We start from the raw sequence: 23,790 nt of genomic DNA on the forward strand, positions 1-23,790 counted from the left end.
ACAAATAAAAGAAGCCTGTTCCCATATATAAAAGCACAGGAACAGACAGCAGACTTCGCCCGGTTTCCTTCGGCAACCTGGCAATCATGGCTGTTTAATCCAGCTTTAGACCCATGGCTTTGTGTCCACCACTTTCGAGGTGTTTACGATTAACGGGAAATACATTCGTATATTTTTACATCTTTTGAGCATGCTCTTATGCTTCTTCCTCCTGCATTCGGTAGGAGCTGACCTTGAGTTCTCAAAACATTTACCTTGATATAGTTTTACAATACGTTGTTAGCTGCTGATTAAAACACATCAGCAAGCCACTAAATTCCTGTCATCCGACAACTCCAGTTCATATTACTTAATTTCTCACCCCCAAGATTCAGAGATAACAACCTGCACAACTTTAGCGGCTTAGCTTTTTTTAAAATGATGGATTTGTGATCCACCTAAAAATGACGTTTCAAAGCTTCTCTCGCATTCGATGTTTCGCCGAAAATAGCGACGTGAGTGTACACGGGGAGTGAAGGACAGTTGGAGTGCAACTTCGGAAGAGTAAAACGTGCTTTTTCCAACATTTTTAAGAGAAAGCCAAAATCAAACCAGGAAAACAAGAGGGAACCCCCTCTCCAACTGATTAAGAGCAAGTAAGCTTACTGCGGAGGATATATCCAAGGTCTAGTCACAAAGCGTAGCACCCCGAAGAACGGAATATTCCACTATTTGAGCCATGATCACTTTGATCTCAGCACTTGGTTGGAAACGTGGCTGACCATCTCAATCTCACCGACTGTCAAGGTAAACTGCATCGCCTTCACATTTTCCACGGCATGATGTACTTTTGAAGCCCCAGGTATCGCAAATACATTCTCTCCGTGAGCGTTAATCAGCCAATTCAGGGCAATCTGCGTTGGCGTCACGTTATATTGTTGAGCCAGCTGTTCCAATGTTTCAATCAGTGGCTTCGATCTCCGCAGCCCCGAATCCCGGAATGCCGCCGTCCACTTGCGCGGACCCTTGATCGACTTGACCAGAGAAGGATTTTTATGGAATTTCCCACTTAAGATCCCCTGCATTAGCGGAGAGTATGCGATGATCGCCACGCCGAGTTCTTTGGCCGTGTCCAGAATTCCGTTCTGTTCGATTCTCCGGTCGAGTAGGCTGTATTTCACTTGATTCGAAACTAGGCGAAGGCCGTGTTCTTGCAGCACACGATCGGCTTCACGTATTTGTTGCGCGGAAAAGTTGCTTACGCCCACATATTTAATCTTTCCTTGCGCAACCAGTTTAGCCATCGCATTCATCACGGCGCCAACCGAAGCAAAGGAGTAAGGCGAATGCACCTGGTAGAGGTGAATCGTCCGTTGATCCAAATGGCGAATACGTTCATCAATCGTTGCTGTGATACTGCCTGCGGTCCGAAAGGCAGGCCACCATTTCGTAGCGATATTCGCCTGTTCCGCGAGCAGTCCTCCGATCTCATTCAGCGTGCCGGCCAGTAGCTGCTCAGACTGTCCGCCACCGTATGCTTCGGCGGTATCAAACCAATTAACTCCACCTTCTAAACTGGTCTGAACGATTTGCCGTATATCCTCCCGCCGCAGCACTGGCCAGAATTTCCCGACTATCCCTTTTCCATTGCTGAACTGCCAACACCCAAGCCCCAGCGGTGACAGCTTTAAATCCGAGTTGCCCAGCTTGCGTAATTGCAGTGAGCCTGCCACATTTACCGTTTTCTCTTCCACGATCCTTCCATCATCTCCCGTAAAAAAGTTTTCATGTGAAACGATTGCCTTCACGTTTTAAAGCACATAACACAACTTTTCTTCCTGATTTGCACAGTCCGCTTTGGGAAGTTTTTTGAACGCTATGCATAGAGTCTGCTTTATAAACTACCTAAAAAAACACTCTTGCATAACCCTTATTTGTTTTATCGGTTGGAAGCTTACAAATGTTTAATAAAATGTTATAGAATCATCTCTTATGGGGAATTTTGGTGTACGAAACATAAAAAAGATGACTCCTGATGAATTCAGAAATCATCTGATGGCAGCTAGAAAAGGCCTTCTTTTTTAAGCTGTCGAAAATCATACTCTGTACCTGTATCAGTTTTCCTCACGAACGCTAAGTTGCCCTGTACCTGCTTCATTCAGAACAATTCTTGCTTTGACGGTCGAACCATCCTTGCGTTTAAAAGATAACAACTGTGTCTGTCCCTTCGTCAACAGAGACTTGAGCATCGTTTCCGTAATCTGCTTGCCAGCATATTCCTTCCAGACGACGAAGCCGCAGCCTTGCTTGTAGTGGCTGCATCCATATCCTTTGCGGCCTTCGATAATGCTCCCGCCGCAATTCGACCGCGGGCAGTTGCCTAAAGTCTGCCTTTGGCCCGGCGAAGTGCCCGACGGCTCGGCGGACGAAGCTCGCGCTGCCCTCACGCCAGAGCTGCTTGCGCCTGCACTACGGGCGGCTACCTTACTACCCGAGCGTCTGCCTCTTGCTTCCTCACCAAATGCGTTTGCTGGAGCCGGTGGTTGCTGCCTCACCTTGTCAATGATGGATAAGGTAAACTTTTTAACGTTATCCATAAACTTTTCCTGGGCAGCTTCCCCCTTGGAAATTTGATGCAAACGGCGTTCCCATTGACCTGTCATTTCCGGCGAGGCAAGCAGGTCAACCCCCGCATGACGAATCAGGTCAATAGCCATTTTACCCTTATCCGTAATGAGGATCTTTTTACCCTTCATTTCAATGTAGCCAACCTTCTTCAACCGTTCAATCGTGGCAGCACGTGTCGCCGGCGTACCCAATCCCGCATCCTTCATAACCTCGCGCAGTTCCTCGTTCTCCATCTGCTTGCCTGCGCTTTCCATGGCTTTAAGCAACGTGCCCTCAGTGTAGCTTTTAGGCGGCTGCGTGGCTTTCTCTTTCATCTCGGCACGAGTGCAATCCACCGGACGACCTGCATCAATCTCAAACTTCTTGTCCGTCCATTCGTCCGTTTCCTCTTCTTCCTCTTTCTTCGGTGCTTTGCTCTTTTTTCCTTTATCCTGATCTGCCTTGCTCAGAACTACCTTCCAGCCCAAGGACAGAAGTTCCTTAATGCTTGTTTTGAACAGATGCTTGTCCACCTGAGTCATCACGGTATGCATTTTATATTCGGCAGGCGGGAAGAAATGTGACAAAAACCTGCGGATTATCAGGTCATATACATTTTGTTCCTCTTTGCTGAGTGTTCCCGGTCTTTTCAGCGTCGGTAATATAGCATGGTGATCCTCAACACGGGATGGATTGCAGACAGCTTTATTCTGTTTATGGACCAAATTAGGGTTCGCTTGCTGTACCAGATCAGCATAAGGACCTGTGCCCAGCATACGAAGCGCCTTGTGCATACCGTCTATATTTTGCTCCGTTACATAGTTGGAATTAGTACGCGGATAGGAAATGACCTTATGCCGCTCATAAAGCGCTTGTGCTACATCCAGTGTTTTTTTGGCTGAATAACTATACTTGGCATTCGCCTCGCGTTGAAGCAGCGTCAAATCGTACAGCTTGAACGGATATTCCTTGGTCTGCTTCACATCATATTTGGTGATTTTACCTGTTTTTCCGCGAACTGCGGCTGCTATCGCCTCAGCTTCTTCCGGTTTGGTGAGCCGATCTCCCTGCCACGCACCTTTGTACTTGATCTGATCTTGCTTAAACTCGGCCCACACGTCATAAAAGGTTTGAGACTGAAACGCCTCAATTTCCTTTTCACGATCATGAATCAATGCCAGCACAGGGGTCTGCACCCGTCCAACCGATAACAACGCATTATGCCGTGTTGTAAAGGCTCTGGAGGCATTCATACCGATCAACCAGTCTGCTTCACTTCGTGCCCGCGCAGCCTGAGTCAGAAATTCAAACTCCGAAGCATCTCGCAAGCGCTCGAAGCCTGCCGCAATACTCTCTGCCGTTAAATCTGAGATCCACAGTCGCTTGACCGGCTGACGAAGCTTTAACTGCTGTTGAATCAACGCAAAAATATATTGCCCTTCTCGCCCTGCATCACAAGCATTCACGATTGCATTGCAGCGTTTGGCCAACTCACCAATTATTTTTAACTGATCCTTTGTTTTCGGATTCGGTACAATTTTAAACTGCTCAGGGATAATGGGAAGATCTTTAATATTCCAGCGTTTGTACTTGGCATCGTATGCATCCGGCTCAGCAAGACCCAGCAAATGACCGATCGCCCAAGTTACAATATATTTCTCCCCCTCCAGATAGGTACGGTTATTTTTAGCCCTCGGCTCCATAACAGCCGCAATGGTGCGCCCCATATCCGGTTTTTCAGCAATAATCAACGTCTTCATTCGTATTCCATTCCTTCCTGACGGCCTTCTGCTTCCCTTCCCTAACTCACACGTAACAAACGAGAGGTAAATGAAATACAGGCAGGGCCTCATGCAAAAGGAGCCTTCTCCTGGCGAAAGCTCCTTTGTCCATTAGCGCTTCAACAATATACGTGTATTATACCATAGATACAATCATACTCTCAGGTGATGATTAACGAAGCCATGAAATGATAGTAGCTACTTTCATTATCTATAAGGCCATGTAAAAGAGCTTTATAAGCTGAACTTAAAAGTTACTATAGTACCATTGTGCGAAGGAATGATGCTTCCCATCGCCACCACTTCGCTTGTATAGCCCCTTCCACCTACTCGGTTTTCCCTATACCTTTTTGAGTTCGACTTATATGGATGATTTAGATGAAGTCTCACTTAAATCACTCTTCATATAACAAAATGAGTTATATTTATGTTATTTTATATTACATAAAAATTGAATTTCATCTTTATTTTCGCAAAATAATTTCATTATTCAATAAAAAAGCTACACTTCACCCCTGTTTTTATGTTATGATCGCTGTAGAAAACAGAAATAAAGATTATGAAATCATATAAAGTCATATTATTTAACGTTAAGTTCACAAACTTTATAAAACAATGATAATAAATGCTGTTTCGGAAAAATTTCGTAACTCAATGGTTATCCATTCGCATTTTACAACCCTGATCATGACAATCCTCGTGAACGCAACAAAGCCCCATCCGAGGATGGAGCTTTGACTGGTAACTAATATAGAGCTGTATCTACACCAAAACGGTAGCGCCCATCAGGTATTTATCGACCTCACGTGCGGCTTCCCGACCTTCATTAATGGCCCACACAACAAGGCTTTGGCCGCGACGCATATCACCAGCAGCAAAAACCTTATCTACATTCGTAACATATTTCCCGTAACGTGCTTTAACGTTGGAACGACGATCGGTTTCCAAACCAATTTGCTCCACAATTGTTTGCTCAGGACCGTCGAATCCAATCGCAATGAGAGCGATCTGTGCCGGGAATATGCGCTCCGTACCCGGAACAGGCTGGTAGATCTTGCGACCTGTTTCATCCACAATACGCTGAATTTGAATCGTGTGCAGCTCTTTCAAATTACCGTTCTCATCACCTACAAACTTGGTGGTCATGATGGAGAACTCACGCGGATCTTCCCCGAATATCGCCTTCGCTTCCTGCTGTGCATAATCAAGAGTATACACATTCGGAAATTGTGGCCAAGGATTGGCAATCGGGTCACGTTCCACAGGAGCTTTGGCATGCGTACCAAATTGTGTAACACTTCGACAACCATGACGCAACGAAGTAGCCACACAGTCCGAACCCGTATCACCGCCACCGATTACAATAACATCCTTACCTTGGGAGGACAAATAATTGCCATCTTCCAGATTGGAATCCAGGTAGCTCTTGATAGTTCCATTCAAATAATTCATCGCATAATGAACGCCATTCAAATTGCTACCTTCAATGTTAAATTCTCTCGGCTTCGTAGAACCACCGCACAGTACAACCGCATCATACTCAGCAATAAGCTGATCGGTAGGAATATCCTTTCCAATCTCGGTATTCGTAATGAACTGAATACCTTCCGCCTCCAGCAAATCCACACGACGCTGAACAACCTTTTTGTCCAGCTTCATGGAAGGAATGCCGTACATCAGTAGCCCGCCAACACGATCCGCGCGCTCGTACACAGTTACGCTGTGTCCTGCTTTATTAAGCTGTGCAGCAGCAGCCAGTCCGGCCGGACCCGAGCCGACAATAGCCACTCGTCTGCCTGTACGCTTCTCCGGCGGATTAGGGACAACCCAGCCTTCCTCAAAGCCTTTTTCGATAATAGCTTCCTCAATCGTCTTGATCGTAACAGATTGCCCGATCAGGCCGACCGTACAGGAGCCTTCACATGGTGCAGGACAGACGCGCCCGGTAAATTCCGGGAAGTTATTCGTCTTGTGCAACCGATCCAGCGCTTCTTTCCACAAACCGCGATATACGAGATTGTTCCATTCCGGAATCAGATTATGAACTGGGCAGCCCAAAGTCGCTCCCATGATGTCCATCCCCGTATGACAATAAGGAGTTCCGCAGTCCATACAACGTGCCCCTTGGGTACGCAGCTCTTCTTCGGACATATGCTTATGGAATTCTTCCCAATCCTTAATACGCTCTGCCGGATCCCGGTCTGTAGGAAGCTGTCGTGTGTATTCCATAAATCCAGTTGGTGTAGACATGTTACGTTCCCCCATCTCTTCGCTTATGAACCCCGTTCATCCATCCGAACTTAAGTCAAATTCGAATTTGTCTGTTTGTATCATGAAAGGGTCTATTCTCGTTGAATTTGATTTATTGTATCACAATACAGCGCAAAAGTAATGAAAACTTATGCAACTTTCTGCATCAACAGCCAAAAGGATTTTTTATATGGTTCATTAATTTTTCAAATGAGCGAGGTCAAATGTACCCCAATCTTACTTCGTCCTCTCGTAAACGACAAAACGGTAGTCGTACGGGTTTCTTTCATCCTTGACACCTGGAGTCTCACTGACTGCATACCAGCCGTTCCAATCCAACTCAGGAAAAGTCGTATCTCCCTCGAAATTCTCATCAATCCTGGTGACGATTAGCCGATCAGCATGTGTCCAGAACAGTGAATAAATCTCCGCGCCGCCGATGATCATCAGTTCTTCCTGCGCCGCCAATTGGAGTCCTTCTTCTAGGGAATGGATCACTTCTGCGCCTTCTGCCAGGTAGCTCTGATCACGGGTCAAAATAACGTTACGCCGCTTTGGCAGGCTTTTTCCGCCAAAGGATTCCCACGTCTTGCGCCCCATAAGTACGGTTTTACCGATGGTCTGCTCCTTGAAAAATGCCATATCTCTCGGCAGGCGCCAAGGAAGACTGTTATCCCGGCCAATGACGCCGTTTTGTGCCATAGCCCATATCATCGAAATGCTCATAACTCACAGCCCCCCCAAAAATCAGATTGCGACAGGCGCCTTGATACCCGGATGATATTCATAGTTCTCAAAAGCAAAGTCTTCGTACGTATAATCAAATATCGAATCCGGTTTACGAAGGATTTTGAGCTGAGGCAATGGATAAGGATCACGCTCCAACTGCGTATGCACTTGTTGCATGTGATTTGAATAAATATGCACATCCCCACCTGACCAAATGAACTCGCCAGGCTCCAAACCACACTGCTGTGCAACCATATGCGTTAGCAATGCATAACTGGCGATATTGAAAGGAAGACCAAGGAAGGTATCGACTGAACGCATGGTCAGCATGCAGGAAAGCTTCCCTCCGGCCACATAAAACTGAAATACGAAATGGCATGGCGGGAGTTTCATTGAATCGATTTCAGCCACATTCCAAGCGCTGACGATATGTCGTCGGGAATCCGGGTTGTTTTTAATCGCTTCAATGACATTTGTAATCTGGTCAATATGTTGTCCGTCTGTTGTTTCCCACGCACGCCATTGAGATCCGTATACGGGGCCCAGATTCCCCTGCTCATCTGCCCATTCGTCCCAAATGGTAACTCCGTTCTCCTTGAGGTAAGAAATGTTGGTATCTCCACGTAAGAACCACAGTAGTTCATGGATGACGGATTTTAAATGTACTCTTTTAGTTGTCACCAAGGGAAAACCCTTGGCCAGATCAAAGCGGAGTTGTCTTCCGAAAACAGAGAGTGTTCCCGTTCCAGTACGGTCCTCCTTTTTCACTCCATTTTCCAATATATCCTCCAGCAAATCCAAGTAATTGCGCATTTTATTTCTCTCCTTTAAGCATGAATAAACATCGGCATTCATAAAATCCGAACGTATATAAACGTTAAAAACGTATCACGTTCACGACATTATCCAGTATTCAATGCCCGCAGTGTCAAATTCTAATCTAGAAAAGACCTGCTATTCTGCACCCATATCTATATTTAGTTTATCATGGACTACGCTTTATTGACTATCTACTGTGTGAATTTTCATGGACGTCCTGAAAATCCTAAAATATGCAAAAAGAGACAAAGAACGCAGATATAGCGCTCCTTGCCTCTCTTTTCATGTATGAAAACCAAAAACGGGATAATGAATCCGGATTAGCGACGTGGTGCCAATGCATGGATCGGATGACCCAGCACGACTTCTGCTGCTTCCATAACGATTTCGCCCAATGTTGGGTGAGCATGAATAGTCAGCGAGATGTCTTCGAGTGTAGCACCCATTTCAATCGCCAGACCCAGCTCAGCAATCAGGTTGGAAGCTTCCAGACCTACGATTTGCGTACCCAGTACCAGACCCGTATCTGCGTCAGCTACGATTTTCACAAAGCCTTCAGCAGCGTTCAGGGAAACGGCACGACCGTTTGCTCCATAAGAGAACTTGCCAACTTTGACATTGTGGCCTTTTTCTTTGGCTTGTGCCTCTGTGTAGCCTACGCTGGAGCATTCTGGATCTGTGAAAACGACAGCCGGCATACATTTGTAGTCCACTACAGAAGGCTCGCCTGCGATCGCTTCAGCAGCCACTTTACCTTCGTAAGAAGCTTTGTGAGCCAGAGCAAGACCAGCAACGATATCGCCGATTGCAAAGATATGAGGAATACTAGTGCGTCCTTGGTGGTCAACTTTCACCATTCCGCGCTCATCCAGTTCTAAACCGATCAGGTCCAGACCCAGTTCGCCGTCTGTGTTTGGACGACGTCCAACGGTTACAAGCAGGTAATCAGCAGTTACTTCTTTGCTTTCGCCGTTAACGGAGAATTTCACCGTTACGTCTTTATCTGTTTGTTCCGCACTTTCCGCTTTAGCGCCAGTGAAGATTTCAATGCCTGTTTTCTTCATGCTTTTCGCAACGATGGAAGTCATGTCTTTGTCGAAGCCAGGAAGAACAGTATCCATACCTTCAATAATCGTTACTTTGGAACCGAATTTGGAGTACATTTGTCCAAGCTCTGCACCAATATATCCACCGCCGATCACGATCAGGCTTTTCGGAATTTCAGGCAGGTCCAATGCTTCTGTAGAAGACAGAATGCGTCCGCCAAATGGGAATGGCTTCAATTCGATTGGACGGGAACCTGTTGCGATAATGGCATTTTTAAAGCGGTAGCGTGGTGATTCATGTTCGTTGAATACACGCGCTTCGTTTTCGTTGATGAACATGCACTCACCATTGAAAACTTCAACATTGTTGCCTTTAAGCAGACCACTTACGCCGCCAGTCATTTTCTTAACAACACTGTTTTTGAATTCTTGTGTTTTAGCAAAGTCAACTTTTACGTTCTCAGCCGTAATACCGAAAGACTCGCCATGTTGGGCAGCTTCGTATTGATGAGCTGCAGAGATCAAAGCTTTGGAAGGAATACATCCACGGTTCAGACAGACACCGCCCAGCTCCGATTGGTCAACGATCAATACGCTTTGTCCCAATTGTGCGGCACGAATGGCAGCTACATAGCCGCCAGGACCCGCACCGATAACCAATGTGTCAATATCCAGAGAAGCGTCTCCTACTACCATTGATTACACCTCCATAACAAGCAGCTCAGGGTTAGCGAGCAGCTGTTTGATATAGTTCATGAAGTTCTGAGCAGTTGCACCGTCAATAATACGATGGTCAAAGCTCAGAGAAAGAGCCATAACTGGAGCGGCAACAATTTCACCGTTTTTCACAACTGCTTTTTCACTGATACGACCCGTTCCCAAAATCGCAACTTCAGGGAAGTTGATAATTGGAGTAAAGAACATACCGCCTGCAGAACCGATGTTAGTGATGGAAATTGTGCCTCCTCTCATTTCGTTTGCAGCCAATTTTCCATCACGACCGCGTACAGCCAGATCACGAATGGAATCAGCGATCATCCAGATACTCTTACGATCAGCATCTTTGATAACCGGAACGATCAAGCCGTTGTCTGTATCTGTAGCGATACCGATATTGTAGTATTTTTTGTAGACGATTTCGTTTGCTTCTTCGTCGATCGAGGCATTCAGAGCCGGGAATTGACGGGAAGCGGCAACCAAAGCTTTTACGATGAATGGCAGGTATGTTACTTTTGTGCCTTTCTTCTCAGCAATAGGTTTCATACGAGTACGGAAAGCAACCAGCTCGGTTACATCCACTTCGTCCATAATCGTAACGTGCGGAGCCGTGTAAGCCGATTTAACCATGGCATTGGAAATAGCTTTGCGGATACCTTTAAATGGTACGCGCTCTTCCTCAGCATGTGGGTCTGCTGCTGGTGCGGATGGCGCTGCAGCTTTCGCTTCTTTTTTAGCTGGTTCTTGTGCTTTTGTTGTTTCTTTCGCTGCTGGTGCAGCCGCTTGGCCTCCAGTATTTTTGAAAGCTTCTACATCCTCTTTAGTGATTTTACCATTTTTGCCGGAGCCACTCACTTGAGCGATGTTTACATCTTGCTCACGTGCAAATTTGCGTACGCTAGGAGTAGCCAGCACGTCTTTGTTAGTTGCAGCTGGTTTTGTGTTAGCCCCGCCTTGTGCAGCATCCTGTTCTTGTTTAGCGGCAGCCGGTGCTTCTTCTTGTTCAGGAAGCTCACCCTCTGCAGCAATTACTGCCACAACTTGGCCTACCTTAAAGATGTCTCCGTCTTTGGCAAATACTTCTTGTACCGTACCATTGACTGGACATGGAACTTCAACTACAGCCTTGTCGTTTTGTACTTCCATGATGATATCTTCATCTGTTACTTTATCGCCGGGCTTGATGTGCATCTTGATGATTTCGCCTTCGTGAAGACCTTCACCCAGCTCCGGGAATTTATATTCAAATCTAGCTGGACCTGCAGCTCCGCTTGGTGCAGCAGCACTTGGCTCAGAGCTAGCAGCTGGTGCTTCCGGTGCTTCTTCTTGTTCAGGAAGTTCACCTTCTGCATCGATTACAGCTACGACTTGACCTACGTTAAAGATGTCTCCGTCTTTGGCAAATACTTCTTGAACCGTACCATTAACCGGACATGGAACTTCAACTACAGCCTTGTCGTTTTGTACTTCCATGATGATATCTTCATCTGTTACTTTGTCGCCGGGCTTGATATGCACCTTGATGATTTCGCCTTCGTGAAGACCTTCACCCAGCTCCGGGAATTTATATTCAAATTTTGCCACGTTTAAAACCTCCCAAATTTACGGTGTGCTTTAATTAAAATTCCAATACTTTATTAACCGCATCAATGATACGTGTTGGCGTTGGCAACCAAGTATCTTCAATTTGAGCAAAAGGATAAACGGTATCTGGACCTGCCACACGCAGAACTGGTGCTTCCAAATGCAGAATTGCTTTTTCGTTAATTTGTGCAATCACTTCAGCAGCTACGCCAGAGCTCTTTTGCGCTTCCTGAACAACGATGGCACGATTTGTTTTTTGAATGGAAGCCACGATTGTATCAATGTCAATTGGGCTAACAGTACGCAGGTCAATAATTTCGACTTTAATACCTTTTGTTTTTTCCAGCTCATCAGCAGCTTTAATCGAAGTGTGTACCATCATACCGTAAGTAATGATTGTAACATCGGAGCCTTCACGAACTACGTTCGCTTTACCCAATTCAACTGTGTAATCATCCTCAGGAACTTCAGCGCGGAATGCATGATACAGGTTCAAATGCTCCATGAAAAATACTGGATCGTTATCGCGAATAGCCGCAATCATCAGACCTTTTGCATCGTAAGGATTGGAAGGAACAACAACCTTGATACCAGGTGTTTGAGCCAAAAGTCCTTCCAGGGAATCTGTATGCAGCTCAGCCGCTTTAACCCCGCCGCCAAAAGGCGTACGGAATACGATTGGAGAATTGTAGCGTCCACCGGAACGGTAGCGCATACGGGATGCTTGAATTGCCATTTGGTCGAGTGCTTCAAAAATAAAGCCTACAAACTGGATTTCAGCTACAGGGCGGAAACCTTGGATACCCAGACCCACAGCAAGACCCCCGATTGCGGATTCCGCCAACGGAGTATCAAATACACGTTCTTCACCAAACTCTTTTTGCAGACCTTCTGTTGCGCGGAATACACCACCTACATGACCTACGTCTTCACCGAAAAGCAGGACGTTAGGGTCGCGTTTCAACTCTACGCGCAGTGCGTCACGAATCGCTTCTTTCATGTTCATTTGTGCCATTTGCTTCATTTCCTCCTTAAACATTGACAGATCAGTTTCAGTTCAGGTTCAATTGAAAAATAGACCGGATCGGGATGCCGCCCGGTCTCTCTGATTTATTTCAAGCTCAATTATTTAAAATCAGCTTTTTGTTCTTCCAGATGCTTAGGCGTAGATTCGAACATGCTGTCGATCAGGCCGGAAATGGTCATTTTTTCTGTTTTCTCGGCTTTTTTGATCTCTTCGTTCACTTTCGCTTTAGCTTCTTCTTTTACGCGAGCTGTATCTTCTTCAGTCCAAAGACCTTTTTTCTCAAGATATTTCGCAAACCGGGCAATCGGATCTTTTGCATTCCATTCGCCTTCTTCTTCTTTCGAACGATACTTACTTGCATCGTCAGACAGAGAATGTGGACGGAAACGGTAAGTTACAGCTTCGATCAATGTTGCGCCTTCGCCGTTACGTCCGCGTTCAGCAGCATCTTGAACAGCCTTGATAACTGCGAGTACGTCCATTCCGTCGATTTTCACGCCTTTGATACCGGCAGCAACCGCTTTGTGAGCGATAGAAAGAGCAGCCGTTTGCTTCGCAAATGGAGTTGTGATTGCGTAGCCATTGTTTTGTACAAAGAAAATAACTGGCAGCTTGTAAACACCAGCATAGTTCAGGCCTTCGTAGAAGTCACCTTCGGAAGAACCGCCGTCACCTGTATATGTAATGGCGACTTGTTTTTGTTTTTTCAGTTTGTATCCCATTGCAATACCCATAGCGTGCAAAATTTGCGCGCCGATGATGATTTGCGGCATCAATACATTAACACCGTCCGGCACTTGGCCGCCATGTTGATGACCACGGGAATACAGGAATGCTTGATATAATGGCAGGCCATGCCATACGATTTGCGGAATATCGCGGTAGCCTGGGGCAATAAAGTCTTCTTTTTGGAGTGCATATTCACTACCAATCATTGTTGCTTCTTGTCCGGATACCGGAGCGTAGAAGCCGAGACGTCCTTGACGACCCAAGTTAACGGCACGATCATCCCAAGTACGTGTAAATACCATACGATACATAATTTCTTTCAACTGATCATCTGTAAGTTTAGGCAATTTATCTTTACTGATAATTTCACCATCCGGAGAAAGCACGGACAGAGCCTTAACTTCCTCTGTGTACACTTCATAAGGAACCTTGCTCATTTTCTTCACCTCAACAAAAAAATTTGAATATCAAGTTCCGCTGTTATAGGATTATTATACACCTGTTATATTGCTTGCGTCAAAGATTTAGTTATTTTTTTTGAGTTTGCCACATTTTTGTGTGTGTAACAGGGAACAATTTTTACTATAACAGCTTAGTACATGATTGAAATTTTAAACATCTATTGCAATCAGGGTAATCTTAACTTATTGTGATCCTGAATGCAAAATTATACTCCAGAAAGGTGACAAATAATGACGGATTCCCGGTATTTGAAACGAACCATCCTAAAAGACGAAATAGACAGCCGTTTTCTTGGCGAGACCAGAACACTCCGTATTTATTTGCCGCCCGGCTATAATGAAATTTTGAGCTACCCGGTCGTGTATTGTCAGGACGGGGAGGAATTTTTCAATTTTGGCCGTATTGCAACACAGGCAAATCGTCTCATTCTGGACGAAGGCGTTGAGCCTTTCATCATCGTCGGCGTCGAAGTCAACACGAAAATCAGAACTCAGGAGTATGCTCCCTTTGGCAATCGCTTTGAGGCGTACACCGCCTGTTTTGCAGAAGAGATTATTCCCTATGTGGAACAGAAATATCCTATAAGAAGAGATGCATCGTCCCGGATTCTGGCTGGAGATTCACTGGGAGGCAGTGTGTCTCTGCATTTGGCCTTGCTGTATCCCCAATTGTTCAATCGTATTATCAGCCTGTCCGGTGCTTACTATGAAGCTTCACAAGAAATTATCGCTCGTGAAAGTGATCTGTCCCATCTGCGGGTGTGGATGACGGTTGGTCTTCAAGAAGATGCGTTTGAGAGCGACACCGGCATTTACAATTTTGTAGAGCTTAACCGCCAATGCGCAGATTTGCTACGCGAACGGAACGCCGAGGTTTCCTATCGAGAAAAGGACGGCAAGCATTTGTGGGGCTTCTGGCAAAATGAGCTGCCTGACGCGCTAATGTATTTTTTAGATCGTGCCTGAGTGAAGCTTTTCCAAGGCTACAGAGACTACCGAGGATTGGGCATTTGTCGACCAGAGTGGGTCGTTATGCTCTTTCCTCTTTTTTTGTATATTGGATACGCTTTCAAAACTGGATAACGAAAAACGGCATTTTTTGCCGTCTTCTGTCGTTCACATTATAGCTTTTCTTCTATGATTTTGTCCAGCAAGGCATTGCATCCCGCGTCCATTAATCGGTATGTTTCTTCAAAATTCCCGGTGAAATACGGGTCCGGCACCTCTCTCAGCTTTTCTTCTGGCAGCAGATCCATGAATTTTAATATGTCAGCCTCTGCTCCGCCCGCGATTTTGCGTATGTTTCGCTCATTGGAGTCATCCATGCACACGATATAATCAAACGCTTCAAAATCATGACCTTTCATTTGCCGCGCCTCTAGGCCATGTTCACTAATTCCGTGCAGCTTGAGCTGGTTTAGCGTTCCCTTATGCGGGGGATTCCCAATATGCCAGTCCCCTGTTCCTGCCGAGTCTACCCGAATTTTTGTACCCAGTCCCCGTTCCTGCGCTTTATGTCTCAGTACCGCCTCCCCCATCGGCGAACGACAAATATTACCCAAACACACAAACAAAACGTTAATCATTTGTCTCTCCTTCCTAATGCGCGTACATTCCTTTTTTCTGTTCCATTGTAGCTATGCCCTCCAAAATTGTGCAAGCCATATTTAACGCGTTATACTTATAAGCTGATGAGCTATGTAGATGTATGACAGACAGAAAGGATGTTGAATATGACGAAGAAGCGCGCGATTGTATTTTCCGGCGGCCGTCTTGGCGAGGAAGATCTACAACAAATACAACCCGGCGATTTTATTATTGGTGCAGATAAAGGTGCCCTTTTCCTGATCGAACACGGCATTACGCCACACGTATCTGTAGGAGACTTTGATTCAGTAACACCTGAGGAAAAGTCACGGGTTGAATCCGCAAGTAAACGTATGCTTTCGTGCGATCCCGTGCTCAAGGACCTGACAGATACAGAGCTTGCTCTGGAAATTGCCATGGATGAGCAGGCAGAGCATGTGCTTATGCTTGGCGTTACGGGTACGCGGATGGATCATACGCTGGCTAATGTTCAAATATTGGTACGTGCGATGCAACATCATATAAGCTGTGCCATTATGGACGCCCATAACTATATTGAACTCACTGGATCCACGCTGGAGATTGAGCCTATGGGCTATACATATACATCTCTCATTCCTATGACTGCCGAAGTAACCGGTATAGAGCTGGATGGGTTTATGTATCCACTGCACAATGCCACACTTAAAATGGGACAATCACGCGGTGTCAGCAACCAACTGATCGCTCCAAAAGGGACGATTTCCATCGAAAGTGGACTGCTGCTTGTGATCCAAAGCAAAGATTGATTATGACATTATTGTAACCTTTGTAAAAGGATTTTTTCTGCTTAAAACCCTTGCTAATCAAGAGTTTTATCATTTATCCCGATTTGTGAAATTCGATATTTTTTACAAATTGTAATTTTTAATCGTTTTTTAATAATTGGCGTGTAAGCCTTGTCCCTCAAGGATTTGAGAGTATTTTTCCAACTATTAGGCGGCTTCAAAGCTGTTATACTCAACGCTGTCAGTTAGTTAGCAGCTCAGCAAAATATTATACAAATCAATTTCTGGAGGTACTTACAACATGAACATGCATAAAATCATAAAAAAGGCAATTATCACAGGAATGGCAGCCACTATCGGCTTTGGAACGTTTGCATTAGAGGGAACAAATACGGCTCAAGCTGCCACCGCTACTTCTGCAGGTCAAAAAGTAATTAACTACGGTGAAAAATATCTGGGGACTCCCTATAAATTTGGTGCTTCCACAAGCACAACACGCAATTTTGATTGCTCTTCCTTCATGAAGCACATATTTCAGAAATATGGCGTCGACTTGCCTCGTACCTCTGTTGCACAATCCAAAGTTGGACATGCCGTATCCAAGTCCAATCTGAAAAAGGGCGACCTCGTGTTCTTTTCGAGCGGTAGCCGCGCCACAGGTCGCAACATTACACATGTAGCGGTCTATGTAGGCGGAGGTAAAATTTTACACACATACGGCAGACCCGGGGTTACTTTCTCCGATTTGAACTCCAGCAACTGGAAAAGAACATACATCAAAGCACGCCGCGTGCTGTAGCATTCATTTGATTTAGCCTTTTCAAGCCGGGACTCTGGGTCTCGGCTTTTTTTATATTTCCCCATACTTTACTACTCTACTTCAGGGGGTGTTCTGAGTGAATAGCCGATGCCTCGTTCCGTGCGAATCATTTTGAATCTTTGTCCTTTGTCTACCTTGACTCTCAAATGCCTGATATACACGTCTACTACGTTCGTATCAACAATATAATCATGCTTCCAGACATCCTTCAAAATTTGCTGCCTGCTGCAAACCTGATTTAGATGAATAGCCAGATGAAACAAAAGATCAAATTCTTTCGGAGTTAATTCCAGCTTCTGTCCGCCTCTGCTTACCAGTCTACTTCCACTATCAATATGTAAATCACCCGCCTGTATCGGCCTTTTCACATCACGTGCAGTACCAAAAATCCGCAATAAATTAGCCACTCTGGCTTGAAACACTTTAGGGGAAAAGGGTTGGACAATCACATCGTGTGCTCCCTGCTCAAAACAGGAAACAATATGGTTCTCATCGTCTGATGAGGTCATTACGAACATGGGAACAGTGGGATCATTTTGCTGCATGATGCGGATCAAGCCTTGTGTATTGGCCTGCTCATTCTCCATATTGAGCAGCAGCAAATTCACAGAATTTTCGTCTAAATAGGACTCTCCCTCCGCTACATTGCGGGCGTAAACAACCTGATAGCCTTCCTGCTTCAACTGATGCACGTACGTAGTAGCAGATGCTTCATTCCCATTCACGAGTAAAATTAACGGGTTCATTCTTCTCACCCACCTGTGTTTGGACATAGAACTGCGAAATGGATACAGACGTAATTGATACAAACTTATTTAAGCATTATTTATTATATTGTAACAAAAAAGCAGAGAAATCATTCCCCGGGGGAAGACTTCCTGCTTTTACGGTTTAGCCTAAATAGCGGTGATAGATTTTCCTTGCTTCTGTTACGTCCTTCGTTCCGTGTATCAAGGCTCTTCCATCTGCAAAAATAACTAAACGGTGCGCTCCCTGACTGAAAGAAACCAGAAACGGATTCTGCTCCACTCTTCCCTCTCCCAAAGAAGCCAGTCTGTCTGCTGTTTCTTTAAGATTCACCTGTATCGGCTTTGCGGGTCTAATTTGAACGGTATCCCGGCCACACAGTACATCTGTTTTCTGGCGATGGGCTACCGACAAATAAGGGTAGGTCGGATGAGTACCACAAGAAGGACAATCCGCTTTTTTGACACTGTCTACTGCTATCGCTACATACTCATTTTGCCACAGATCAAACGAAAGCAGCTTCCCCCTAAGATCCTCCGGGTATCCACCAAGTAGCTTGAAGGCTTCCGTGGTCTGGTTGGCCGTGACCATCTGCACCGCCTGTGGTATAATTCCTGCGGTATCACAGGTTTCTCCGCCGAACGGTACAGCTCCAAGCAGACAATGAAGACAAGGCGTTTTCCCTGGTAAAATGGTATAGGTTACACCATAGCTGCCAACACATCCCCCATAAATCCAAGGAATGCGATGCTTTTGTGCCATATCGTTCATAAGTAGCCGGGTATCAAAGTTGTCGGTGGCATCCATAATGAGGTCCACTCCCTGAATCAGCTCCTCCAATTCCTCTACCCCAACATCCAGTACATGTGCATGTATGATCGTTTCCGAATTGATTTCCTTTAGTCTTCGCTGGGCAGCTACTGCTTTGGGGCACCTCTCTGCGGCGTCACTCTCCTGAAAAAGCTGCTGGCGCTGCAAGTTACTCCATTCCACATAATCCCGGTCTGCGATGGTCACAGTGCCTACGCCTCCACGAACGAGCGTTTCCGCAATCCCGGTACCCAGCGCTCCAGAACCTATGATCAGTACGTGGGATGAAGCCAGACGACGTTGTCCTTCCGGCCCGAAAGGGGCGAATCTTTCCTGTCTGGAATAACGATCATTTGATTGTACTTGCACACCAGTTTTTTCAGTCGCCTTCATGCCTGAACCAAGCCTTCTGTCGGGCTGCTTGCCGAGGCATAACGTTTTACAGGAATCAGGCCCGCCTCAAAACCGTATCTGCCCGCGCGAACAGCCAGCTTCATCGCCTCAGCCATTTTTACGGGGTCCTGAGCTCCTGATACAGCTGTATTCAACAGTACGGCATCAGCCCCCAGTTGCATCGCCATTGCCGCATCTCCAGGTGAGCGAATGCCCGCATCGACGATAACCGGAACCTCCGCTTGTTCAATAATTAGCTCCAATGAGAACGGGTTTAGCAAACCGCGTCCGGTACCAATGGGTGAAGCTCCAGGCATAACGGCATGTACACCAAGCTTTTGCAGCCTTTTGGCAAGAATCACATCATCCGATATGTAAGGCAGCACGATAAAGCCTTCCTCCAGCAGTTTTTCGCTGGCCTTGAGCGTTTCAAAAGGATCAGGTAGCAAGGTCTTGCTATCCCCAATGACCTCCACCTTAATCATATCGCACAGACCTGAGGCTCTCGCCAGCTGAGCGATGCGCACTGCCTCATCCGCTGTCGTCGCTCCTGCCGTATTAGGCAGCAACGTATAACAACTCAAATCCAGCGTATCCAGAAAATGTTGCTTATCCCGTTCCTCCAAATTTAATCTCCGCACGGCAAACGTCAATATTTCGGTCTCCGCAGCTTCCACAGCTTTGGATTGAATATCCAGATCGGGGAATTTTCCTGTACCCAATAGCAGCCTTGACGTAAAAGATGCTTTGCCAATCGTTAACATGATTAACCGCCTCCCACAAAATGTACAATTTCCAAGCTATCTCCATCCTTCAGTACCGCTTCATCATGATCTTCACGAGTCAATATGTGACGATTCAGCTCCACCACCACAGTTTTTACTTTCAAATCCAGCTCTTTCAGCAGTTGATCCACATGAATGATCCGATTGGAAAATGTCATGTTCTGACCGTTAATCGTCAGCTTCATTTGCTTGCCTCCTTTATACGTTCAGGAGAAAAGCTGCTTATTCCAAGCTCAGCCACACCAGCCCCTTTTAACAGCGCTGCAATCGCACGCCCGGTAGCTTCGCTCAGCAGCACACCGTTCCGGTAGTGCCCGACCGCGGCATATACTCCTTCTACGCCGGGAACAGGCCCAATACAAGGACGCCCCGCTACTGCCTGCGGACGCAAGCCCGCCCAAGTGCGTATAAAAGAAGCTTCACGGACGCGAGGCAGCCAGGCAGAAGCACGGGCCAGCAGCCCCTCCAGGCTTCCAATGGTGACCTCTTTGTCATACAGATGTGGCAGACTCGTCGCCCCAATCCAAAGCTCGTTATTCCGCTTGGGCACCAGGTAAATATCATCGGCGTAAATGGTATATTCCAATGGATGATCCTTCAAGGAGACTGCAACAGCCTCACCCTTGACCGGATTAAGCGGATATTCAAAACCAACCTGCTCCAGCAGTCTCATACTATCCAAGCCTCCAGCAATAATGACCTGTTCGCAGGAAAAAAAACCACTGTCTGTTTGTACGCCACAAACTCGCCCATTCTGTACTACGAGTTGCTCCGCCTGTGTACCAGAGCATATTGTTGCTCCCAGTACGATAGCTGCCCCCGTATAAGCACGACAAAGCTGGGCAGGAGAAATCTGTGTCTCCTTTGATCGGTATATAGCCCCGATCACTTGACCATCCAAACCTGGAATTCGGCGGGCCAATTCTCTGGCATCCCACCACACAGGATGATCACCCTCTCGCGCAATAGCCGCATTCCAGCGTTTTTGCCCCTCTGCTTCCGAACGGAAGGGAGTCACGAATCCTTCTGTTCGGAATTCCACCGCAACACCGGACAAACGCTCCAGGTCACGAACCAGCTCGGGAAATGCATCCCGGCTTGTGCGAGCGAACTGTGCCAACTCCGGGTCGGTGAATTCTTCACTCTCTGCTGCCAGCATCCCAACCGCAGCCCCTGAGGCTCCCTCGCCCGGAATGAATCGTTCCACCAATATCGTACTGCGTCCCTCCTTGGCCATATGATAAGCAATGGAGCTACCGATGACACCTCCACCAATCACCAAGCATTCAGCGTGTCCAATAGCTTGTGCCTCTGTTTTTATCTCTGGCATATGTTCCATCTCTCCTCTCCACTAACGATTCTGCTTGCAGCGTCCTACTTCCGTTTCACCACTTCAGGCTGTGAACTACCCGATCCGCCATTCGCCTGTACGCCATCGCAGCCGCAACGGGGGACTCAGCCTCCCAGATGCCGGACATCACCGCAATTCCGCTTGCACCCGCAGTATACAGCTCGGGAATATGGCGTGGTTGTATGCCGCCTAGAGCAATTACAGGGATGCTCAGCAGCCTGCATATGCGCTCAAGCTGTGCTATACCTCGTGGAGTAACACCAGGCTTGCAGTGAGTCTCATACACATGACCATAGAGTACATAATCCGCTCCTGCCCGTTCGGCAGCCTGTGCCTCCTCCAAAGAATGCACCGACACCCCGCAGCGCGTACCCTCTGGAAGTATACTTTTGACATCCCCAACAGGTAATCCGTTAGCCGGTAGCTGGATAGCTCCAACGGAGGTAAGCAAAGCAACATCCACTCGGTCATTTACTGCAATTTGCTGTAAAGTAACTCCCAGATTTGCCATATTGCGGGTCAATGCAAGGAGTTCAGATGCACCCTTCTGCTTCAACCGCACGTGTACATAATGAACATACGGATGAATAGCAGCAGCCACTTGGGCAGTATGTGCATGTGCATCGGAATCGCCTTCCATCGTAATTACGTGCAATTCGATCTCATTCTCACCTCACAATAGACTAAATGGTTGTAAGCTGACCCTGTATCTTTACAGTCTCATATCGTGCTATACGGCATGGACTAGCCACGTTTACCAGCAAAAAAATGAAGGGGCACGGGATATGAACACGAACATATGAACACGAACGAAAACGCAAAAAAACCACTTCCCAAAGGAAGTGGTTTAACGTACGTCCAATAACCGAACGGACCATTATATCCGTATACGTATATCGTCCCACGTACAAACAAAGTAATGATTTCGTAACCTCGTTTGTACGGCGCTCACTTCCCTACGCTGGCATAACCCAGATCAGGTGCAAAGGGTCCGAAATCCGTTTATTCCGTCTCAGCCGCATGGGCGGCTCCCCTAGTGTAACTATTTTATTGTATCAGCTAAAGATAGCTTAGCATATTTTCCTATTCCTGCAAACCCCGCTTCTTGTGAAGCTTGGTACAGAACTGGATATTTAGTTGACTTTACTTGACCATTCTTCCACATTCCACGTTTTGGTTACCCAATCCTCGTAAAAGTCCGGTTCGTGAGATACGAGCAATACCGTTCCTTTGTATTCCTTCAAGGCACGTTTCAGCTCATCCTTCGCTTTGATATCCAAGTGATTGGTAGGCTCATCGAACAGCACCCAGTTACTTTCCCGCATTAGCAGTTTGCATAGGCGGACTTTGGCCTGCTCACCACCACTGAGCGCGGATAGTGGACGGGTGATATGCTCATTTTTCAATCCGCAACGCGCCAAATGCGCTCTTACTTCATGCTGGTTCAAGTGTGGGAATTCATTCCACACATCCTCAATCGGTGTAACTTTCTCTGCTCGTACTTCTTGCTCAAAATAAGCTGGCTGCAAGAAATCCCCTTGATAGGTCTTGCCGCTGATTGGCGGAATTTTTCCCAGGATGGTTTTAAGCAATGTCGATTTACCGACACCATTGTAGCCCACAATCGCAATTTTATCGCCACGTTCAATCGTCATGGACATTTTAGGCAACAGGGCATGGGTGTAGCCAATTTCAAAATCAATACCCTCAAATACCGTTTTTCCACTCGCACGTGCTTCTTTAAATTGGAATGTTGGTTTAGCCGCTTCTTCCGGTTTATCAATGCGCTCGATTCGATCAAGCTGCTTCTCACGGCTCTTCGCCCGACCTGACGTAGAGGCGCGCGCCTTATTACGTTGAATGAAATCTTCCTGTTTCTTAATAAAATCCTGCTGCTTCTCATAAGCTTCAATATGCTGGCTTTTGTTCAGGTCCGCCATTTCAAGGAACTTTTCATAGTTGGCTGAATAACGGGTCATTTTAGCAAATTCAAGATGATAGATGACATTCACAACCTGATTCATAAACTCAGTATCATGAGAAATAAGAATAAACGCATATGGATAATCCTTCAAATAGCGTGTAAGCCATTCAATATGCTCTACATCCAAATAGTTGGTAGGCTCATCCAGCAGCAGCACATTCGGCTTTTCCAGCAGCAGCTTGGCAAGAAGCACCTTGGTCCGTTGTCCGCCGCTAAGTGCGGATACATCCCGATCCAGTCCTATCGCGGAAAGGCCCAATCCATTCGCCATTTCTTCAACCTTCACATCGATGAGGTAAAAATCCCCCATATCCAGTTGTTCCTGAATTTCACCCATCTCTTCCAGCAGCACTTCCAGTTCTTCGGGAGAAGCTTCACCCATCTTGTCAGTGATCTGCATCATTTCCTTTTCCAATTCCAACAACGGGAGAAAGGCGTCCTTCAGTACATCCCGCACTGTTTTGCCAGGTGTCAGCTTGGTGTGCTGATCCAGATACCCATAACGTACACGTGGAGTCCATTCCACTTTGCCTTCATCCTTAAGCAATTTTCCGGTCAGAATGTTCATCAGTGTCGATTTACCAACACCATTGGCTCCCACCAAACCTACACGTTCCCCTCCGAGCAATCGGAAGGATACATTTTTAAACAATGCGCGGTCCCCAAAGTTATGGGATACATTTTCTACAGTCAATAAACTCATAAGCTGTTTTTGGCTCCTTATTGTCATCGGCAATGCCGACTGTTCTTATTTCATATGCATTTCTTTCAAAGCCTTATTGTAGCACATTCAGCAGCCTTATCGGAATATTGAAAT

20 protein-coding genes and 2 riboswitches are annotated in these 23,790 nt (G+C 46.3%); of the genes, 3 read left to right on the plus strand and 17 right to left on the minus strand.

The genetic code is table 11. The features are described 5' to 3' along the window. Positions 1-68 precede the first annotated feature (68 nt). A riboswitch (cyclic di-GMP riboswitch) is annotated at positions 69-158 on the minus strand. 564 nt (positions 159-722) lie between these two features. From AC0WRU_RS12935 to pdhA, 9 genes are all read right to left on the minus strand, one after another. Further along, entirely contained in the window at positions 723-1,733 is a 1,011-nt protein-coding gene (locus AC0WRU_RS12935; RefSeq protein WP_476124912.1) for an aldo/keto reductase, read from the minus strand. Between the two features lie 360 nt (positions 1,734-2,093). Beyond that, complete coding sequence (locus AC0WRU_RS12940; protein WP_476124914.1) at positions 2,094-4,346, minus strand: type IA DNA topoisomerase; 2,253 nt, start codon at positions 4,344-4,346, stop codon at positions 2,094-2,096. Positions 4,347-5,129: 783 nt separating this feature from the next. Then, positions 5,130-6,617, minus strand: coding sequence for a glutamate synthase subunit beta (locus tag AC0WRU_RS12945; protein WP_476124916.1), 1,488 nt, complete (start codon positions 6,615-6,617; stop codon positions 5,130-5,132). Between the two features lie 237 nt (positions 6,618-6,854). Continuing rightward, positions 6,855-7,343, minus strand: coding sequence for a dihydrofolate reductase (locus tag AC0WRU_RS12950; protein ID WP_476124918.1), 489 nt, complete (start codon positions 7,341-7,343; stop codon positions 6,855-6,857). 21 nt (positions 7,344-7,364) lie between these two features. Beyond that, positions 7,365-8,159, minus strand: a complete 795-nt coding sequence (thyA, locus tag AC0WRU_RS12955; protein ID WP_476124920.1) for a thymidylate synthase — start codon at positions 8,157-8,159, stop codon at positions 7,365-7,367. 326 nt (positions 8,160-8,485) lie between these two features. Next, positions 8,486-9,907, minus strand: coding sequence for a dihydrolipoyl dehydrogenase (gene lpdA, locus AC0WRU_RS12960; protein WP_476124922.1), 1,422 nt, complete (start codon positions 9,905-9,907; stop codon positions 8,486-8,488). A 3-nt stretch (positions 9,908-9,910) separates the two neighbouring features. Further along, complete coding sequence (locus tag AC0WRU_RS12965; RefSeq protein WP_476124924.1) at positions 9,911-11,512, minus strand: 2-oxo acid dehydrogenase subunit E2; 1,602 nt, start codon at positions 11,510-11,512, stop codon at positions 9,911-9,913. A gap of 34 nt (positions 11,513-11,546) precedes the next feature. After that, the gene (locus AC0WRU_RS12970; RefSeq protein ID WP_476124926.1) at positions 11,547-12,527 is read right to left on the minus strand and encodes an alpha-ketoacid dehydrogenase subunit beta; all 981 of its coding nucleotides are present in this window, start codon (positions 12,525-12,527) and stop codon (positions 11,547-11,549) included. 110 nt (positions 12,528-12,637) lie between these two features. Continuing rightward, on the minus strand, positions 12,638-13,705 hold the full coding sequence (pdhA, locus tag AC0WRU_RS12975; RefSeq protein WP_476124928.1) for a pyruvate dehydrogenase (acetyl-transferring) E1 component subunit alpha: 1,068 nt from the start codon (positions 13,703-13,705) through the stop codon (positions 12,638-12,640). Between the two features lie 255 nt (positions 13,706-13,960). Here pdhA and AC0WRU_RS12980 point away from each other — a divergent pair, with 255 nt between their 5' ends. Then, positions 13,961-14,695, plus strand: a complete 735-nt coding sequence (locus AC0WRU_RS12980) for an alpha/beta hydrolase (protein WP_476124930.1) — start codon at positions 13,961-13,963, stop codon at positions 14,693-14,695. A gap of 155 nt (positions 14,696-14,850) precedes the next feature. Here AC0WRU_RS12980 and AC0WRU_RS12985 read toward each other — a convergent pair whose 3' ends face one another. Further along, a complete protein-coding gene (locus AC0WRU_RS12985) occupies positions 14,851-15,315 on the minus strand; it encodes a low molecular weight protein-tyrosine-phosphatase (protein WP_476124932.1) in 465 nt (154 codons plus the stop codon). 147 nt (positions 15,316-15,462) lie between these two features. On the opposite strand from AC0WRU_RS12985, the gene AC0WRU_RS12990 reads away from it, so the two are divergent. After that, positions 15,463-16,104: a thiamine diphosphokinase gene (locus AC0WRU_RS12990; RefSeq protein WP_025682668.1), complete on the plus strand. Its 642-nt coding sequence runs from the start codon at positions 15,463-15,465 to the stop codon at positions 16,102-16,104. 280 nt (positions 16,105-16,384) lie between these two features. Beyond that, positions 16,385-16,882, plus strand: a complete 498-nt coding sequence (locus tag AC0WRU_RS12995) for a C40 family peptidase (RefSeq protein WP_476124934.1) — start codon at positions 16,385-16,387, stop codon at positions 16,880-16,882. Between the two features lie 71 nt (positions 16,883-16,953). On the opposite strand, the gene AC0WRU_RS13000 is transcribed toward AC0WRU_RS12995, so the two are convergent. The 7 genes from AC0WRU_RS13000 to abc-f all read right to left on the minus strand — a co-directional run bounded on the left by AC0WRU_RS13000 (position 16,954) and on the right by abc-f (position 23,676). Next, entirely contained in the window at positions 16,954-17,649 is a 696-nt protein-coding gene (locus AC0WRU_RS13000) for a response regulator transcription factor (RefSeq protein ID WP_476124936.1), read from the minus strand. 145 nt (positions 17,650-17,794) lie between these two features. Further along, positions 17,795-18,853, minus strand: a complete 1,059-nt coding sequence (locus AC0WRU_RS13005; RefSeq protein WP_476124938.1) for a ThiF family adenylyltransferase — start codon at positions 18,851-18,853, stop codon at positions 17,795-17,797. Further along, positions 18,850-19,617 carry a thiazole synthase gene (locus AC0WRU_RS13010; protein WP_476124940.1) on the minus strand — a complete coding sequence of 256 codons (768 nt, stop codon included), beginning with the start codon at positions 19,615-19,617 and terminating at the stop codon, positions 18,850-18,852. The genes AC0WRU_RS13005 and AC0WRU_RS13010 overlap by 4 nt, the downstream gene beginning before the upstream one ends. A 2-nt stretch (positions 19,618-19,619) precedes the next feature. Next, positions 19,620-19,823 (minus strand): sulfur carrier protein ThiS, encoded by a 204-nt coding sequence (gene thiS, locus AC0WRU_RS13015; RefSeq protein ID WP_014281483.1) that lies wholly within the window; start codon positions 19,821-19,823, stop codon positions 19,620-19,622. Next, positions 19,820-20,968 (minus strand): glycine oxidase ThiO, encoded by a 1,149-nt coding sequence (thiO, locus tag AC0WRU_RS13020; RefSeq protein ID WP_476124942.1) that lies wholly within the window; start codon positions 20,966-20,968, stop codon positions 19,820-19,822. Before thiO ends, thiS begins: the two co-directional genes overlap by 4 nt. Positions 20,969-21,023: 55 nt before the next feature. Then, positions 21,024-21,644 (minus strand): thiamine phosphate synthase, encoded by a 621-nt coding sequence (locus AC0WRU_RS13025; RefSeq protein ID WP_476124944.1) that lies wholly within the window; start codon positions 21,642-21,644, stop codon positions 21,024-21,026. Between the two features lie 281 nt (positions 21,645-21,925). Then, positions 21,926-22,034: riboswitch (TPP riboswitch) on the minus strand. A gap of 88 nt (positions 22,035-22,122) precedes the next feature. Further along, complete coding sequence (gene abc-f / locus AC0WRU_RS13030; protein WP_149095101.1) at positions 22,123-23,676, minus strand: ribosomal protection-like ABC-F family protein; 1,554 nt, start codon at positions 23,674-23,676, stop codon at positions 22,123-22,125. Positions 23,677-23,790 lie beyond the last annotated feature (114 nt).

This window comes from Paenibacillus sp. 1-8 (genome assembly GCF_056316205.1).

What these genes read in the sequence shown, in the direction of transcription:
- AC0WRU_RS12940 (WP_476124914.1), bottom strand. Translation starts at nt 4,346, where the DNA reads ATGAAGACGTTGATTATTGCTGAAAAACCGGATATGGGGCGCACCATT.
- AC0WRU_RS12945 (WP_476124916.1), bottom strand. Translation starts at nt 6,617, where the DNA reads ATGTCTACACCAACTGGATTTATGGAATACACACGACAGCTTCCTACA.
- AC0WRU_RS12950 (WP_476124918.1), bottom strand. Translation starts at nt 7,343, where the DNA reads ATGAGCATTTCGATGATATGGGCTATGGCACAAAACGGCGTCATTGGC.
- thyA (WP_476124920.1), bottom strand. Translation starts at nt 8,159, where the DNA reads ATGCGCAATTACTTGGATTTGCTGGAGGATATATTGGAAAATGGAGTG.
- lpdA (WP_476124922.1), bottom strand. Translation starts at nt 9,907, where the DNA reads ATGGTAGTAGGAGACGCTTCTCTGGATATTGACACATTGGTTATCGGT.
- AC0WRU_RS12970 (WP_476124926.1), bottom strand. Translation starts at nt 12,527, where the DNA reads ATGGCACAAATGAACATGAAAGAAGCGATTCGTGACGCACTGCGCGTA.
- pdhA (WP_476124928.1), bottom strand. Translation starts at nt 13,705, where the DNA reads ATGAGCAAGGTTCCTTATGAAGTGTACACAGAGGAAGTTAAGGCTCTG.
- AC0WRU_RS12980 (WP_476124930.1), top strand. Translation starts at nt 13,961, where the DNA reads ATGACGGATTCCCGGTATTTGAAACGAACCATCCTAAAAGACGAAATA.
- AC0WRU_RS12985 (WP_476124932.1), bottom strand. Translation starts at nt 15,315, where the DNA reads ATGATTAACGTTTTGTTTGTGTGTTTGGGTAATATTTGTCGTTCGCCG.
- AC0WRU_RS12990 (WP_025682668.1), top strand. Translation starts at nt 15,463, where the DNA reads ATGACGAAGAAGCGCGCGATTGTATTTTCCGGCGGCCGTCTTGGCGAG.
- AC0WRU_RS12995 (WP_476124934.1), top strand. Translation starts at nt 16,385, where the DNA reads ATGAACATGCATAAAATCATAAAAAAGGCAATTATCACAGGAATGGCA.
- AC0WRU_RS13000 (WP_476124936.1), bottom strand. Translation starts at nt 17,649, where the DNA reads ATGAACCCGTTAATTTTACTCGTGAATGGGAATGAAGCATCTGCTACT.
- AC0WRU_RS13005 (WP_476124938.1), bottom strand. Translation starts at nt 18,853, where the DNA reads ATGAAGGCGACTGAAAAAACTGGTGTGCAAGTACAATCAAATGATCGT.
- AC0WRU_RS13010 (WP_476124940.1), bottom strand. Translation starts at nt 19,617, where the DNA reads ATGTTAACGATTGGCAAAGCATCTTTTACGTCAAGGCTGCTATTGGGT.
- thiS (WP_014281483.1), bottom strand. Translation starts at nt 19,823, where the DNA reads ATGAAGCTGACGATTAACGGTCAGAACATGACATTTTCCAATCGGATC.
- thiO (WP_476124942.1), bottom strand. Translation starts at nt 20,968, where the DNA reads ATGCCAGAGATAAAAACAGAGGCACAAGCTATTGGACACGCTGAATGC.
- abc-f (WP_149095101.1), bottom strand. Translation starts at nt 23,676, where the DNA reads ATGAGTTTATTGACTGTAGAAAATGTATCCCATAACTTTGGGGACCGC.